The organism is Nonomuraea sp. NPDC049725 (assembly GCF_040674795.1).
Taxonomy (GTDB): Bacteria; Actinomycetota; Actinomycetes; order Streptosporangiales; family Streptosporangiaceae; genus Nonomuraea; species Nonomuraea ceibae.
The window spans coordinates 23,489-38,365 of sequence record NZ_JBFANJ010000019.1 but is presented as its reverse complement, the minus strand read 5'-3'; the positions used below and the strand labels follow the sequence as shown (position 1 = coordinate 38,365).

The following is a 14,877-nucleotide window of genomic DNA, read 5'->3' as shown; positions in this document are numbered from 1 at the left end:
CGGACAGAATGCCGCAAAAGGATCAACCAGCACTTCGGGGGCGACATTGCGCATGCTGCTGATGGTGCTGGCCGCCGGGCTGCTGCCGCAGCCGGTCGCCGGGCCGCACGTCACGCAGCCCAGAGCGGAGATCACGGCCACCGTCCGCGCCGACGGCACGGTGGCCGTGGTCGAGGAGCACACGCTGACGTACCGGAGCCCGGGCAAGGGCGCGTACGTGGACATCCCGCGCGCGCCCGGCGTCGTGGTGGAGGACGTGTCGGTACGCGAGTCCGCGGCCTACGAGCAGGTGGCCCCGGCGGAGCCGGACGCCTCGGGACGCGCCGGGACCTACAGCGAGCGGGCGTGCGGGACCGACGGGCCGCACCGCGTGGTGTGGCACCTGGCCGCCACGCCCGGCAGCACCCGGACGTTCCGGCTCGGCTACACGCTGAAGAACGCGGTCACCGTGTTCGGCGGGCACGCCTTCCTGCACCTGCCGGTGCGCGGCGCCCACTGGCGGGGCGGCGTGGACCTGCTGGAGGTCACGGTCCGCCTGCCCGGACCGCCCGGGAGCGGCGGGCACCAGGCGTTCGGGCAGCCCGCGAGCAGGCTGGCCGCCGGGCCCGCCGGGCAGGTGACCAGGGCGAGCGCGCGGGCCGTGCCCGGCGCCCAGGCGCTCGCGCTCGACCTGGCCTTCCCGCCCGCCCGGCTCGACCTGCCGAGCACCGGCGGCAAGGTGCTGCGCGGCGAGGGCGACGGCTCGGCCACGCTGGCGGAGCTGCGCGCCGGGCGTCAGCCGGTGACCTCGGCGGGCGGCGCAGCCTGCGGCCCGGTCGGTACGGAGACCTACGACGGCACCTGGTGGGTGTTCGCCGGGATGGCGGTGCTGGTGACCGGCGTCCTGGTGCTCGTCGAACGCCGCGCCCGCCGCCCGCTCAGCCGCCGGTCCGGTCCCGCGCGCGGCCGTGCCGGCCGCTCCTACAGCGACCACGGCTATCACGCGGGCCAGCCCGGCGGGACGCCGAGCCACAGCCCCGGTGAGGGCGGCGGCGGGGGCGGCGGCTCGTTCTGATCAGTCCCCGGCGGCCTCCCAGCAGTGCGTCCAGCGGCCGTCGCCCAGCTCGGTGCGCCCCGGCACCGTGGTCGAGCAGACCGGCAGCGCCACCGGGCAGCGAGGGTGGAAGCGGCACCCGCCGGGCGGGTCGGCGAGGCTGGGCGGCTCACCGTGCCGCTGCCGCTCGCGCGGCGTCACCCGGTCCGGGTCCGGCGCCGACTCCAGCAGCAGCCGCGTGTACGGGTGCCGCGCCGCCTGGGTGAGCGCCTCGGCGGGCCCGCTCTCCACCAGCCGGCCCGCGTACATGACCGTGATGTCCTCGGCGAAGTAGCGCGCGCTGGCGATGTCGTGCGTGATGTAGAGCAGTGCCAGCCCGCTCTCGTCGGCCAGCTTCTCCAGCAGCCGCAGCACGCCGAGCCGGATCGACACGTCGAGCATGGACACGGGCTCGTCCGCGATCAGCGCGACGGGCCGCACCGCCAGCGCGCGGGCGATCGCGACGCGCTGCCGCTGCCCGCCGGACAGCTCGTGCGGCAGCTTGTCCATGAACTGGTCGACGGGCGTCAGGCTGACGCGTTCGAGCAGCTCGGCGACCAGTTCCCGCTCGTGCGCGTCGGACTTGGCGTGGCCGTGCACGCGCAGCGGCCTGGCCAGGTGGTAGCGGACCCGGTGGAAGGGGTTCAGCGAGGCGAACGGGTCCTGGAAGATGAGCTGCACCTGCCGCCGGTAGGAGCGGAACGCCGCTCCCCGGTGCGCCCGCACGACCTCGCCGCGCAGCAGCACGTCGCCGGAGGTGGCCGGGTAGACCTGGGCGAGCAGCCGGGCGACCGTGCTCTTGCCGCAGCCGCTCTCGCCGACCAGCGCGCTCACCCGCCCGGCCCGCAGCGCCAGTGACACGTCCTCCACGGCCCGCACCGGCGGCCGCCGCCCCCACCGGCCGCGCGCGGCGGTGAAGTGCTTGGTGAGGTTGCGCCCTTCCAGGACGATCACGACGCCTCCCGTGCGGCAGTGTCAGCTCCGGCGCCCTCGTCGTCGGCCCCGGCGCCCTCGTCTCGGACCCCGGCACCCCCGTCTCCGAGCCCGGCGCCCTCGTTGAGGCGGCAGGCCACCTCGCCGCCCGGCACCGGCAGCAGTGCCGGGCGCTCGTCGGCGCAGCCGTCGAAGGCGTGGCGGCAGCGCGGGTGGAAGGCGCACCCGGGCGGCGGCGAGCGCAGGTCGGGCGGGGTGCCGGGGATGCCGAGCAGCTCCTCGCGCGGCCCGCGCAGCCGGGGGAAGGACCGCAGCAGCCCCTCGGTGTACGGATGGCGGGGCGCGGTGCGCAGCGCCCTGGCGGTGCCGACCTCGACGACGCGGCCGGCGTACATGACGGCGATGCGGTCGGAGATCTCCATGAGCAGCGACAGGTCGTGGGTGATGAACACGACGGCGAACCCGTACTCCTCGCGCAGCGCGCCGATCTCGTGCAGGATGTCGCGCTGGACGACCACGTCGAGCGCGGTCGTCGGCTCGTCCATGATGATGATCTCGGGGTTGAGCGCGAGCGCGATGGCGATCGCGGCGCGCTGGCGCATGCCGCCCGACAGCTCGTGCGGGTAGCCGCGCAGCCGGTCGGCGTTGATGCCGACGCGCTGGAGCAGCTCGGCGGCCCGGGCGGCGCGGGCCTTGCGCGACAGGTCCGGCGCGTGGATGCGCAGCACGTCGTCGATCTGGGCGCCGATCGTGGCGACCGGGTTGAGGGAGTTCATGGCGCTCTGGAAGACGACCGCGAGCTCCTTCCAGCGGAAGGCGCGCAGCTGTTTCGGCCCGAGCGCGAGCACGTCGGCCTCGGTGCCGTCGCGCCGCCGGTAGAGCACCGAGCCGGAGGTGATCGCGGCGGGCGGGCGCAGCAGCCGGGCGACGGCGTTGGCCAGCGTGGACTTGCCGCTGCCGCTCTCCCCCGCGAGCCCGAGGATCTCGCCGCGCCGCAGGTCGAGCGTCACGTCGGCGACCGCGTGCACGGCGCCCGTGGCCGACTGGTAGTCGACGCCGAGGCCGCGTACTTCCAGGACGTTCACGCCTTCACCTTCCCTTCACGCGCGGGCCTTCGGCGCGCGGGCTTGACGGTGCGCAGGCGCGGGTTGGCGATCTCGTCGATGCCGAAGTTGACCAGCGCCAGCCCGGTGCCGATGAGCGCGATGCACAGCCCAGGCGGGATGAACCACCACCACGCGCCGATGAGCAGCGCCTGGCCGTTCTGCGCGAAGTAGAGCATGCTGCCCCAGCTCACCGTGGACAGGTCGGCCAGGCCGAGGAACGACAGCCCGGCCTCGGCCAGGATCGCCGCGACGACCGTGGCGAGGAAGCTGGTGGCGATCACCGGGAGCAGCACGGGCAGGATCTCGAAGAACACCACCCGGAACGCCCCCTCGCCGCCGGCCCTGGCCGCCTCCACGAAGTCGCGGCGGCGTACCGACAGGGTCTGGGCGCGCAGCACGCGCGCCCCCCACGCCCAGCCGGTGACGGCGATCACCACGGCGACGGAGGCGACGCCGCGCTGCGGCAGGTAGCCGGCCAGCACGATGATCAGCGGCAGCGCGGGCAGCACCAGGAAGATGTTGGTGAGCACGGACAGCACCTCGTCGACCGCGCCGCCGAAGTAGCCGCCGACGAGCCCGACGGCGACGGCGAGCACGGTGGCGATCACCGCCGAGAGCACGCCGACGCCGAGCGACACGCGGGCCCCGTAGACGAGCTGGACGAGCACGTCCTGCCCGGTCTGGGTGGTGCCGAGCCAGTGCGCCGCCGACGGCCCCTGGAGGCCGGCGTCGCTGGTGGCGGCCGGGTCGGCGTCGATGAGCAGCGGCCCGAGGATCGCGGCCAGCGCGAAGAAGGCGAGGATGCCCGCCCCGATCTTGATCTTCATTGCCTGGTCCTGGGGTCGAGGATCACGTACGCCAGATCGGCCAGGAAGTTGGCGACCAGCACGGCCAGCGAGATCACCAGGAAGATGCCCTGCATGAGCGGGAAGTCCTCGTTCTCCACGCCCTTGAGCAGCATCGACCCGATGCCCGGATAGGAGAAGACGATCTCGGTCAGCACCGAGCCGCCCACCACGAAGCCGAGCGACAGCGCGAAGCTGGTGATGTTGGGCAGGATCGCGTTGCGGGCCGCGTACGCCCACATGACCCGGCGCGACGTCAACCCCTTGGCCTCGGCCATCACCACGTAGTCCTCGCCCAGCGTGGTCACCATGACGTTGCGCATGCCGAGGATGCGGTCGGCCATCGAGGCGAGCACGATCGTGATCGCGGGCAGCGCCGCGTGGTAGACGACGCTGCCGGCGAACTCCCCGGTCAGCCCCGGCACCACGTCCAGCGCGTACGCCCGGCTGACGGGGAACCACTCCAGCGTCACCCCGAAGACGAACACCAGCGCCAGCGCGACCCAGAAGTACGGCACCGCGTGCATGAACGTGGCCGCGGGCAGCACCCCGTCGAGCCAGGTGCCGCGCCTCCACGCCATGAGCACGCCGAGCGCGGTGCCGGCCACGTAGCTGATCAGCGTGGCGACGCCGACCACCCCGATCGTCCACGGCAGGCTGTCGGCGATCACCGTGGACACCTCGGTGGGGAAGAACGTGATCGACCGGCCGAGCTCACCCCGCGACAGGTTGCCCAGGTAGTCCACGTACTGCTGCCACAGGTTGGCGTCGCTGATGCCGAACGCGCGCTTCATCGCGTCGATCGCGGCCGGGTCCACGTTCCCCTTCAGCCGCGCCACGAGCAGGTCGACCGGGTCGCCCGGCATGAGGCGCGGGATGAGGAAGTTGAGCGTGACGGCGGCCCAGGCCGTGAGCAGGTAGAACCCGAGCCGCCTGGCGAGAAACCTCACGTGCCCGCCGGCTTCAGCCGCAGCAGCACCACGGCCGCGTCGGGTGAGGTGTAGGGCGACGGCATCGCGTACGGGTCCTGCTCGCTCGGCCAGCCGACGTACTTGTCGGTGCGGTACTGGGCCCAGCTCGGGCTGTAGAACAGCGGCAGCGTCGGCAGCTTCTCCACCATGATCCGGCCGAGCGCCTGGGTGGCCTTGTGGTGCTCGGCCTCGTCCTCGGTGGCGGCGTAGGCGTCGATCAGCCGGTCGGTCTCGGCGTCCTTCCACCGCTGGTAGTTGCCGGTGGCCGACTTGCCGACGGGCGTGGCCAGCTTGCCGTAGAGCATCGAGCGCATCTGGAAGTACGGCTCGGCCCCGGCCGGGGTGGCGCGGATCGACAGGTCGAAGGTGCCCTTGCCGACCTTCGACACCCAGTCCTGGAAGGCCACGCCCCGGGTCTCGACGGTGATGCCGACCTTGGCCAGGTCCTCGCGGATGAGCTGGGCGGCGTTGACCCAGTCGGTGAACGGCGACGGCACCAGCAGCTCGAACTTCAGCTCGCCCGGGTCGAAGCCCTTCAGCAGCTCCTTGGCCTCGGCCGGGTCGACGGTGAACGCGGCGTCCTTGTGCTCGGGCGGCAGGTACGCCTCGCCGCCGGGCATCGGGATGCCGGTCGGGTGCGCGACCTTGGTGTAGCCGCGCTCGGCCACCCGGACGATCTTCTCCCGGTCGATGGCCAGGCTGATGGCCTTGCGCACCTCGGGCTTGGACAGCACCGGGTGGGTCAGATTGGGCAGCAGCGCGACGACGCCCTCGGCGGGGAAGAAGTACTTGTTCGTCTCCGGCTTGCCCTGCACGTAGATCTTCTCGATGTCGGGCACGAACGCGCCCGCCCAGTCGACCTCGCCCTGCCGCAGCGCCGTCTGCACGCCGTTGGCCGTGTAGGCGGGGAACTTCAGCACCGGCACCTCGGGCTTGCCCGGCTGCCAGTAGCCCGGGTTCTTCGCCATCTCGTACAGCTGGGCGTTGAACGACGACAGCGTGTACGGGCCGGTCCCGACGGGCTTGGGGTTGGTGAACGTGACCGGGTTCTGCTTCTCGAACACGTGCTTGGGCACGATGGGCGTGTTCCCGGCGATGTTGAACAGCTTGGCGTAGGAGGTGCCGGCGAAGTCGACGCGGACCTTGTCCGGCGCCAGCACCTCGGCGCCCTCCAGCTCCAGCGCGCTCTTGTTGAGCTCGGGGTGCTTCCTGATGATCTCGAACGTGTAGGCGACGTCCTCGGCGGTGAACGGCTTGCCGTCGCTCCACTTGACGCCCTGCCGCAGGGTGAACGTGAGCGACTTGCCGTCCTCGGACCACTCGTGCTTGAGCGCCAGCCAGGGGGTGACCTCGCCGGGCTTGAGCCGGTTGAAGAACTCCAGCGTCTCGTAGATCATCCCGCTGGTGCCGAAGTTCACGCCTTCGAGGTGGAACGGGTTGAAGTTCTCCTGGAACGTCCCCGAGTCGATGGCGTGGATGATCAGCGGGGGCGCGCTCGCCGTCCGCCCGGCCCCGGCGCCACCGCCGCCGGAGCATCCCGCCACCGCCAGGACCAGGGCCGCCACGGCCGCCAGGCTGCGTTTCATTGCGACGCCTTTCCGAAGTAGCTCGTCCGCAGGTTCCGCGACCCCTTCGGCGCGGCGAACGCCTGCGCCCGCCGGAACCCCGCCGGGGCGCCCCGCACGACCGTCAGCGCCCGGTAGTAGTCCACGTACGGGAATCCGTACGTCTCGCCCCTGGCGTAGGCGTAGCCGGTGATGGCCTGCGACCAGATCTCGTACGCCTCGTCGCTCAGCTCGACGAACACGTCCGGGGTGAAGCCGTCGGCGTCCTCCCAGTTGTCGGCGTAGTAGAGCTCGCCGGCCCAGTAGGCGGGCAGGTCGCGCGCCAGGGTCTTCAGGCCGCCGTAGAAGCGGGCGTCCTGGACGATGCGGTGGGTGCGGGCGTGGTCCTTGTGGATGGACTCGCCCCAGTGGGTGAGGATCACGTCCGGGCGCAGCTCCCTGATCAGGTCGCCGACCCGCATCTTGACGTCGTCGTCCTCGGGCAGCAGGCCGTCCTCGTAGTCGAGGAAGCGCACGCCCGCGCCGATCTGCCCGGCGAACGTCTCGGCCTCCTCGCGCTTCTGCTCGGCGTAGTCGGCGACGCTCATGCGCGGGTGGCCGCGCTCGCCGAGCGTCAGGTGCAGCAGCGTGGCGCGGTCGCCGCGCAGGACGTGCTGGGCGAGCACGGCGCCCGCCGTCAGGTCGAGGTCGCCCGCGTGGGCGCCGATGGCCAGGACGTGGGTCATGCCGGCCGCCTCATCACGTGGAACCGCCTGGTGATCTCGTAGCCCGCCTTGGTGTAGAGGTGACCGGCCGGGCTGGTCTCGCCGGTCCACAGGAACCACGACGAGTGCAGCCCTTCGGCGCGCATCCTGGTCATGGTGAGATGCAGGAGGATCTTGCCTAGGCCGGTGCCGCGTTGCGCCGGGTCGACCCCGAACGGGCCGAACCTCTCGGGGATGCCCCGGTAGGCCCCGTACAGCGCGAACCCGACGATGCCGCCCTTTGTCGCGATGACCATGCGGTCGGGGTTCGCGTGGCGCCTGATCGCCTCGCCCCAGTCCGGGTTGAACTCCTCGGCCGCGAACCTGATCAGCTCCGGCAGCTCCCCGTCCACCGGGGACCGGAACGCGTACCCCTCGGCCTCACGGGCGGCCCGCAGCTCGCCCGCCTCGTCCGGTGCCACGTAGCCGACGAGCGTCCGGTCCATCGCGACCGGCGAGTACAGCGTCTCGAACCCCAGCGCGCCCAGCAGCCGGAACCCGTCGGGATAGAGCTCGGGGTCGGCGCCCGGCAGCACGTAGCCGGGCGTGTAGGAGGCGAAGTCCACCGTCCTGCCGTCGAGGAAGCCCAGCGCCTCCTCCATCAGCCTCCGGCCCAGCCCCCGGCCCCGGTGCTCCGGCGCGACGAAGAAGAACGGGATCCATCCCATGCCGGGCTCCAGGTCCGTGCCCGGCGCGAGCGGCGTCCGCCTGCGCACCCCGTACGCGCAGCCGACCACGCGGCTGTCCGCCACGGCCACCCGCAGGCCGCCGGGGTCGAAGTTCGGGTCGAGCAGCACGCAGTCGCGCAGCCACCCGGCGGTCGTGGGGTCGCCTGGCATGCTCCGGTTCCAGGCGTCGACGAGGGAGCCCTCGTCCCCCGCGGCGAACGCTCGGACAGTGACCATCGGCCGGTCCTTTCACCTGGGCTTCGCGGCCAGCTTTCCGAGTGTTAACCCCCGTGGTCAATGATTTTCGGGCAGAAATTTTCCTGCTTTATGACCCTATTGAAACTTTCCTTCGTGTCCGGTAAGTATGGAATGTTGCGCATTCCGGCCCCCGCCGAATCCCCCGCGCACGGAGTCCGGACCGGCGCGTACGGGCTCCGCGGCCATGATCCCGAGTCAGACCGACGTCGGCAGCGGCCCCCCGTGGTAGGCCACGGCGTCGCCGAGGGCGGCGAGCAGGTCCATCTCCGCGCCCTCGGCATCCGCGTACGCCCGGTGCAGGTTGAGCACCAGCCGCTCCGCGTCCGCCCACCCCGCGAACTCGCCCAGGTCGGCCTCCCGGGCGGCGGCCAGCGGCGTGAGCCCCCCGGCCCGCCCCGCCCGCGCGACGTCCAGCACGAACCGGTAGTAGCGCTCGTGCGCAGCCAGCACCCCGGGCAGCCCCGCCGCGTCGGTCAGCGGCCCGTGCCCCGGCACCACCCGCTCGGCGCCGAACGCCGCCAGCCAGTCGAGCGACCGGAGCGCCCCCTCCAGCGACCCCATGAACACCAGCGGCGTCAGCCCGTGGAAGAGCAGGTCCCCGCTGAACAGCACCCGCTCCTCCGGCAGCCACGCCACCACGTCCCCCGGCGTGTGCGCGGCGTAACCGGGATGCCGGAACTCCACCCGCCGCCCGCCCGTGTAGACGGCCACCTCGTCGCGGAACACCACGGAGGGCGGCCGGCGCGTCACGTTCCCCCAGTCGGGCACCGGCTCCCACACGGGCGGGCACCCGTCGATGATCGGATCCACGAGCAGCGCCGCCCGCATCGCCTCGTGCCCGAAGATCACGGTCTCGGCGGGCAGCACGCTGTTGCCGTACGCGTGGTCGCCGTGCTGGTGGGTGTTGACCGCGACCCGCACCGGCGCGCCACCGGTCGCCTCGGCCAGCGCGCCGAGGAAGCGCCGGGTGCGCCGCTCGGTCGCGCAGGTGTCGACGACCACGAGTCCGTCGTCGCCGGCCACGGCCCCGGCGTTGTTGAGCCACCAGGTGCCGTCCGGCTGCACCCACGCGTAGACGCCGGGCCCGATCTCGTGCAGCGACCCCATGTCCGCCTCTCCCTCCGTCAGCCTCCGGCTCGGGTCATCCGGGACACGGAAAAGCCCGCCACCGTGATGACCACGATGACGGGCTGGGAAACGTGCTGAGGGGTGGAGCTATGGGGATTCGAACCCCAGACCTCCTCCATGCCATGGAGGCGCGCTACCAACTGCGCCATAGCCCCTGGTCACCGCGCGGAGTGTGCTCTTTGCGGCGCTCGGAGAGCATATAGCCATCCGCGGGATTCGCATAATCGCGGCTGCCCACGCTGCCTACGCTGCCCGGGGCACGCGCTGTCAGGAGGCACGCGCTGTCCGGGGGCACGCACTGCCCGATGCGCTGCCTGGGGGCACGCCGAAGACCGCCGGCGCCGTCACGCCGGCGGACCGCGTCAGCGCCGGCCCTCCGCGTCGGGACTGTCGTCGCTGCTGATCGGCTCGGGCAGCGTGCCCGCGTTGTGCTCGAGCAGCCGCCAGCCCCGGCGGCCCTCCTCCAGCACCGACCACGAGCAGTTGCCGAGCCCGCCGATGGCCGACCACAGCTCCTGCGGCAGCCCCAGCAGCTCGCAGATGCCCAGCCGCAGCGCCGCGCCGTGCGAGGCGACGACGAGCAGGCCGTCGTCGTCGAGCTTGGCGGCCCAGCGGCGCATCGCGGCGCCCACCCGGGCGGCGACGTCCGGCACGGCCTCGCCGTCGGGCGCCTCCCAGTTGACGTACTCCTGGGGCCAGCGGGCGGCGATCTCCTCGCGGGTCAGGCCCTCCCACTGACCGCCGCCGCGCTCGCGGAAGTCCTTGTCGACGCCGACCTCCAGGCCGACGATCCGGCCCAGGGCGAGGGCCGTCTCGTTGGCCCGCTGAAGGTCGGAGGAGACGATGAGGGTGGGCCGGAGCGAGGCGAGCAGCGAGGCCGCCCGGGCCGCCTGGGCGATCCCGGTCTCGTCGAGCGGGATGTCGGAATGGCCCTGGAAGCGGTGCTCGACGTTCCACAGGGTCTGCCCGTGCCGGAGGCAGACGATGCGCTTGCTCAAGTGCGGGCCCTCTGGATGTTGGCCTGCATCACGCTCTCCGGCAGGCCGATGGCCGGGCAGTCCTTCCACAGCCGCTCCAGGGCGTAGAAGGTGCGGTCCTCCTCGTGCTGGACGTGCACGACGATGTCGATGTAGTCGAGGAGCACCCAGCGGCCTTCGCGCTCGCCCTCGCGGCGGACGGGCTTGGCGTCGGCCTCGGTGCGCAGCTTGTCTTCGATCTCGTCGACGATGGCGCGGACCTGGCGATCGTTCGTGGCGGAGCAGAGCAGGAAGGCGTCGGTGATGACGAGCTGCTCGCTGACGTCGTAGGCGAGGATGTCGTCGGCCAGCTTGTCGGCGGCCGCCTCGGCGGCGATCTGCACGAGCTGGACGGCTCTGTCGGATGCTGTCACGATGCGGGTCGGTCCTCCTGTGTCGGCAACATGCCCTTATGTTGAGGGTACCCTTTTCAGCCGCCCCGCCTCACGCGCGTCAGCCGTGGGCGTGATAGAGGCCGCGTTTGTTGATGTACTGCACGATGCCGTCCGGCACGAGATACCAGATGGGCTCGCCCTTCTCGACCCGCTGCCGGCACTCCGACGACGAGATCGCCAGCGCCGGGATCTCCAGCAGCGTCACGCGCCCCTCGGGCAGCCCGGGGTCGTGCAGCGTGTGCCCGGGCCGGGTGCAGCCGACGAAGTGCGCCAGGTCGAACAGCTCCTCGGCGTCCTGCCAGCCGAGGATGGCGCCGAGGGCGTCGGCCCCGGTGATGAAGTACAGCTCCACCCCGGACCCGTAGACCCGGGAGATGTCCCGCAAGGTGTCGATGGTGAACGTCGGTCCCGGCCGGTCCACGTCCACCCGGCTGACGGAGAAGCGCGGGTTCGACGCCGTCGCGATGACCGTCATCAGATAGCGGTCCTCGGGCGCGGACACCTCCCGCTCCGACTTCTGGTACGGCCTGCCCGTGGGCACGAACACGACCTCGTCGAGATTGAAATGGTGAGCGACCTCGCTGGCCGCGACCAGGTGACCGTGGTGAATGGGATCGAACGTACCGCCCATAACACCCACGCGTCGCTTCCCCTGGACACCAGGCGCGTTCATCATGAAACGGACCTTACGCGGACTCTCTCCCCAACATGCGGGCACCCCCCTCGATGATGACCGCGCATCACACCGGTTGCGGACGTAGCATGCCGGGCATGACGACCACCCCGGACCGCAGCCGCGTCCAACTGCCCGGCATCTCTTCCCGTGCCTACGAACACCCCGCAGACCGGTCGGCTCTGGTCGCTCTGCGCAAGTTGAGCGGGTTCGACACGGTGCTCAAGCAGATGTCCGGTCTCGTGAGCGAGCGGCGTCTCCGCCTGATGTATCTCGCCTCCGCCGTGCGCGTGAGCGAGACCCAGTTCCGCTCCCTCTACGACATGGGCCGCGACGCCGCCTACACGCTCGACCTGCACCGCATCCCGGAGATCTACGTCCAGCAGGATCCGCAGGTCCAGGCCAAGGCCATCGGCTTCGACGACCCGTTCATCGTCGTGACCACCGGCCTGCTCAACCTCATGAACGAGGAGGAGCAGCGCTTCGTCATCGGCCACGAGACCTCCCACATCCTGTCGGGCCACGCGGTCTACCGCACCATGCTCGACATCCTCACCCGCCTCGCCGCCCGCGTCGCCTGGATCCCGCTCGGCTACATCGGCCTGCGCGCGATCGTGGCCGGCCTGGAGGAGTGGTACCGCAAGTCCGAGCTCTCCTCCGACCGCGGCGGCCTGCTCACCAGCCAGAACCCCGAGGCCGCCAAGCGCGCGCTGATGAAGCTCGCCGGCGGCGACTACACGCACGAGATGAACATCGAGGCGTTCCTGGAACAGTACGCCGAGTACGACACCGCCGGCGACCTGCGCGACGGCTTCCTCAAGGTGCTCAACCTGCTCGGCACCACCCACCCGTTCGCCGTGGTTCGCGTGGCCGAGCTCGACAAGTGGCAGCGCAGCGGCGAGTACGACCGCATCATCGGCGGCGACTACCCGCGCCGCGAGGACGACCCCAACGCGCGCGTCACCGAGGAGATGAAGGCCGCCGCCGAGTCCTACCGCCGCTCGTGGTCGGAGTCCCAGGACCCGTTCATCGGCGTGCTGCGCGACGTGGCCGAGGGCGCCGTCAACGCCGGCGAGCGCATCTTCAACCGCTTCGCGCGCCGCGACGGCGGCCAGGGCTGACCCGCCGCCCGGCTCACCGTCCGTCACACCCGAACACCTACGTTCTCACCGCGCGCTCTCTCGGCGGCAGTCTCACAGCAGCAGGGCGATCGCGCGCACGGCAGCCGCGCACAGGGCGACGAAACCGCCCAGCACGGCCAGTGCGCGCAGCCCTTCCCTGCGCAGCTCAGGCAGCCGGGCGCCGATCCGCTCGATCTCCCGCCCGGTGATGCCGCCGCACAACATCCCGAACACCACACCCGCCGCGGTCACCGGCGCGGGCTGCTGCCACCAGGTGGAGTCGATCTCGCCGCCCCCGGTGATCCACAGCGCACCGCCCGCCGCCACGGCCGCGGGCACCCCGGGCCAGACCGCCGCCGTCGTCGCCGCCCCCGTCAGCGCGAACGGGAACAGCAGCACCCGCAGCGTCACCCGCACCCGCCGTGAGGCGCGTTTCCTGACCATCCAGTGGCTCATCCAGCACGTCCTGATCAGCACCACGAACACGGCGGTGATGCCGACGCAGGCGATCGGCCACATCACCGACGCCACCACGCACGGCACGGCCAGCACCGCGAGCAGCAGCAGCGCGGTGTTGCCCGCCGGCAGCGTGGTGGCCGCCGTCTCGGACCTGAGCCGTCCGCCGCCCGCCTGCGCCCTGCCGCGCGAGCGCGCCGCCTTCACACCGTCGCCGGCCCGGCTCCGGACCGCCGCCACCTTCCCGTCGTCGGCCCGGCTCCGCACCACGGCGCTCTTCCCGTCGCCGCCCCGGCTCCGCACCGCCGCCGCAGGCCCCTCCGCACCCCGCCCCCGAGGAACGGCCGCCTCCCCGGCCCGCCCCCGGGGAACCGCCGCGTCACCCGTTCTGTTGCGAGGAACGGCCGCGTCACCCGCCCTGTTGCGGGGAACGGGCGTGTCCCCCGCTCGGCCGCGCGGCGCGGGCACCTCCCCGCCCCTGCGCGTCCCCGTGCCCTCCTGGGCCCGGCTCCGCGGCACCGGCGTGTCACCGGTGCCGCCGCGGGGCGCGGCGGCGTCTCCCGACCGGCCACGGGGACCGTCCCCGGAGGCGCTGCGGGGGACGGGGGTGTCGCCCGCGCGGTTGCGGGGCGCGGGCGTCTTGCCCTCCAGCCCCGGACGGCCGCGCCCGCCCTTCCCGTCCACGCCCGTACGCCGGGGCGCGGGCACCTTGCCCTCCGTCCGCGACGCGGCGGCCTCGTCGTTCGTCCGCCCCCGCGACGACCCGTCCTCACCCGTACGGGCGCGGGCGGCGGCCCCCTTGGCCTCGTCCCCGGCGGCCCGGACGTCAGGATCGGCCCCGGTGGCCTTGGCCAGCCGCGCCAGCCGGTCGGCCAGCAGCGCCGCCGTGGGCCGCTTGCCGGGCTCCCGGTTGAGCGCGGCCCGCACCAGCGGCAGCAGCGCCACGGGCACGCCCTTGAGGTCGGCCTGCCCGTTGAGGACCGCGTACATCTGAGCCTCGGCCGTCCCCCGCCCGAACGTCGGCCGCCCGGTCGCCGCGAACGCCACCGTCGCCGCCCAGGCGTGCACGTCGGCGGGCGAGTCGACCTGCTCGTCGGCGAAGATCTCCGGCGCGGTGTAGCCGGGCGTGCCGAGGAACGTGCCGGTCATCGTGAGCCGGGTCGCGTCGAGCACCTGCGCGATGCCGAAGTCGATGAGCACCGGCCCGTCGGCGCCCATGATGATGTTGCCGGGCTTGAGGTCGCGGTGGACCACCCCGGCCGCGTGGATGATGGCCAGCGCCGCCGCGATGCCCTGCGCGAGCTGCATGAGCCGGGGCAGGTCCAGCGGCCCTTCCTGGCGCACCAGGTCGAGCAGCGTCGAGCCGTCGATGTGCTCCATGACCAGGTAGGGCCTGGCACACGCGAGATCGGCGTCGAGGACGGTGGCCACGTACGGGCTCTCGACGCGGCGCAGCGCGCGCACCTCGCGTTCGAGCCTGACGCGGGAGGAGTCGTCCTGGTTGAGGTCGTGCAGCACCTTCAGCGCGACGCGCTCGCCGCGGCGTGCGCTGGCGAGGTAGACCTCGCCCATGCCGCCCCGGCCAAGCCGCTCGAGGAGGGTGTATGGCCCGACCTTGCCGAGCTTGCTCACCGTCCCTCCCCGCTCGGCGCGCCCATAAGGGATACAACCCTAGCGCCGAGGCCAGGAGGAAGGGCCGCGGCGCGCCGGAGCACGCGCAGGTTTATCGCGACGATTGCTCGGACAGCAGGCTGTCGAGGCCGGCCGTGGGCTGCTGCGCGGGCGGGACGCGGCGCGTGCGCCGCCAGCGGACGTGCCCGTGCCTCTCCAGCCAGAGCATCAGCCGGTCGGCGCCGAACAGCACGGCCGCGGCGGAGCCCAGGGCGATGACGATCTCCATGGGCCCCAGTCAACGCGGCGCGCGCGG

15 protein-coding genes and 1 tRNA gene are annotated in these 14,877 nt (G+C 72.5%); 2 read left to right on the top strand and 14 right to left on the bottom strand.

Features of this window, described 5'->3' with window-relative positions; translation table 11 throughout:
- Positions 1–52: 52 nt before the first annotated feature.
- Entirely contained in the window at positions 53–1,054 is a 1,002-nt protein-coding gene (locus AB0J53_RS36890; RefSeq protein ID WP_364180869.1) for a DUF2207 domain-containing protein, read from the top strand.
- Here AB0J53_RS36890 and AB0J53_RS36885 read toward each other — a convergent pair whose 3' ends face one another.
- From AB0J53_RS36885 to nadD, 12 genes are all read right to left on the bottom strand, one after another.
- On the bottom strand, positions 1,055–2,026 hold the full coding sequence (locus AB0J53_RS36885; protein WP_308125819.1) for an ABC transporter ATP-binding protein: 972 nt from the start codon (positions 2,024–2,026) through the stop codon (positions 1,055–1,057).
- Positions 2,023–3,090 (bottom strand): ABC transporter ATP-binding protein, encoded by a 1,068-nt coding sequence (locus AB0J53_RS36880; RefSeq protein WP_364180865.1) that lies wholly within the window; start codon positions 3,088–3,090, stop codon positions 2,023–2,025. Before AB0J53_RS36880 ends, AB0J53_RS36885 begins: the two co-directional genes overlap by 4 nt.
- Entirely contained in the window at positions 3,087–3,938 is an 852-nt protein-coding gene (locus tag AB0J53_RS36875; RefSeq protein ID WP_364180862.1) for an ABC transporter permease, read from the bottom strand. The genes AB0J53_RS36880 and AB0J53_RS36875 overlap by 4 nt, the downstream gene beginning before the upstream one ends.
- Positions 3,935–4,906, bottom strand: coding sequence for an ABC transporter permease (locus AB0J53_RS36870; RefSeq protein ID WP_364180859.1), 972 nt, complete (start codon positions 4,904–4,906; stop codon positions 3,935–3,937). Before AB0J53_RS36870 ends, AB0J53_RS36875 begins: the two co-directional genes overlap by 4 nt.
- A complete protein-coding gene (locus tag AB0J53_RS36865; RefSeq protein WP_364180856.1) occupies positions 4,903–6,513 on the bottom strand; it encodes an ABC transporter substrate-binding protein in 1,611 nt (536 codons plus the stop codon). Before AB0J53_RS36865 ends, AB0J53_RS36870 begins: the two co-directional genes overlap by 4 nt.
- Positions 6,510–7,217, bottom strand: coding sequence for a PIG-L family deacetylase (locus tag AB0J53_RS36860; RefSeq protein ID WP_364180853.1), 708 nt, complete (start codon positions 7,215–7,217; stop codon positions 6,510–6,512). The genes AB0J53_RS36865 and AB0J53_RS36860 overlap by 4 nt, the downstream gene beginning before the upstream one ends.
- Positions 7,214–8,140 carry a GNAT family N-acetyltransferase gene (locus AB0J53_RS36855; protein WP_364180850.1) on the bottom strand — a complete coding sequence of 309 codons (927 nt, stop codon included), beginning with the start codon at positions 8,138–8,140 and terminating at the stop codon, positions 7,214–7,216. The genes AB0J53_RS36860 and AB0J53_RS36855 overlap by 4 nt, the downstream gene beginning before the upstream one ends.
- Positions 8,141–8,356: 216 nt before the next feature.
- Positions 8,357–9,268 (bottom strand): MBL fold metallo-hydrolase, encoded by a 912-nt coding sequence (locus AB0J53_RS36850; protein WP_364180848.1) that lies wholly within the window; start codon positions 9,266–9,268, stop codon positions 8,357–8,359.
- A 103-nt stretch (positions 9,269–9,371) separates the two neighbouring features.
- Positions 9,372–9,444, bottom strand: a tRNA-Ala gene (locus AB0J53_RS36845).
- Positions 9,445–9,651: 207 nt separating this feature from the next.
- A complete protein-coding gene (locus AB0J53_RS36840; protein WP_219506858.1) occupies positions 9,652–10,287 on the bottom strand; it encodes a histidine phosphatase family protein in 636 nt (211 codons plus the stop codon).
- Entirely contained in the window at positions 10,284–10,679 is a 396-nt protein-coding gene (gene rsfS, locus AB0J53_RS36835; RefSeq protein ID WP_219506860.1) for a ribosome silencing factor, read from the bottom strand. Before rsfS ends, AB0J53_RS36840 begins: the two co-directional genes overlap by 4 nt.
- Positions 10,680–10,758: 79 nt before the next feature.
- Complete coding sequence (nadD, locus tag AB0J53_RS36830) at positions 10,759–11,376, bottom strand: nicotinate-nucleotide adenylyltransferase (RefSeq protein WP_357588675.1); 618 nt, start codon at positions 11,374–11,376, stop codon at positions 10,759–10,761.
- A gap of 95 nt (positions 11,377–11,471) precedes the next feature.
- On the opposite strand from nadD, the gene AB0J53_RS36825 reads away from it, so the two are divergent.
- Complete coding sequence (locus AB0J53_RS36825) at positions 11,472–12,494, top strand: M48 family metallopeptidase (protein ID WP_219506865.1); 1,023 nt, start codon at positions 11,472–11,474, stop codon at positions 12,492–12,494.
- A 72-nt stretch (positions 12,495–12,566) separates the two neighbouring features.
- Here the strand turns inward: AB0J53_RS36825 and AB0J53_RS36820 are convergent, their stop codons facing one another.
- On the bottom strand, positions 12,567–14,582 hold the full coding sequence (locus AB0J53_RS36820) for a protein kinase (RefSeq protein ID WP_364180843.1): 2,016 nt from the start codon (positions 14,580–14,582) through the stop codon (positions 12,567–12,569).
- 91 nt (positions 14,583–14,673) lie between these two features.
- Entirely contained in the window at positions 14,674–14,850 is a 177-nt protein-coding gene (locus AB0J53_RS36815; RefSeq protein ID WP_219506869.1) for a hypothetical protein, read from the bottom strand.
- Positions 14,851–14,877: the final 27 nt, after the last annotated feature.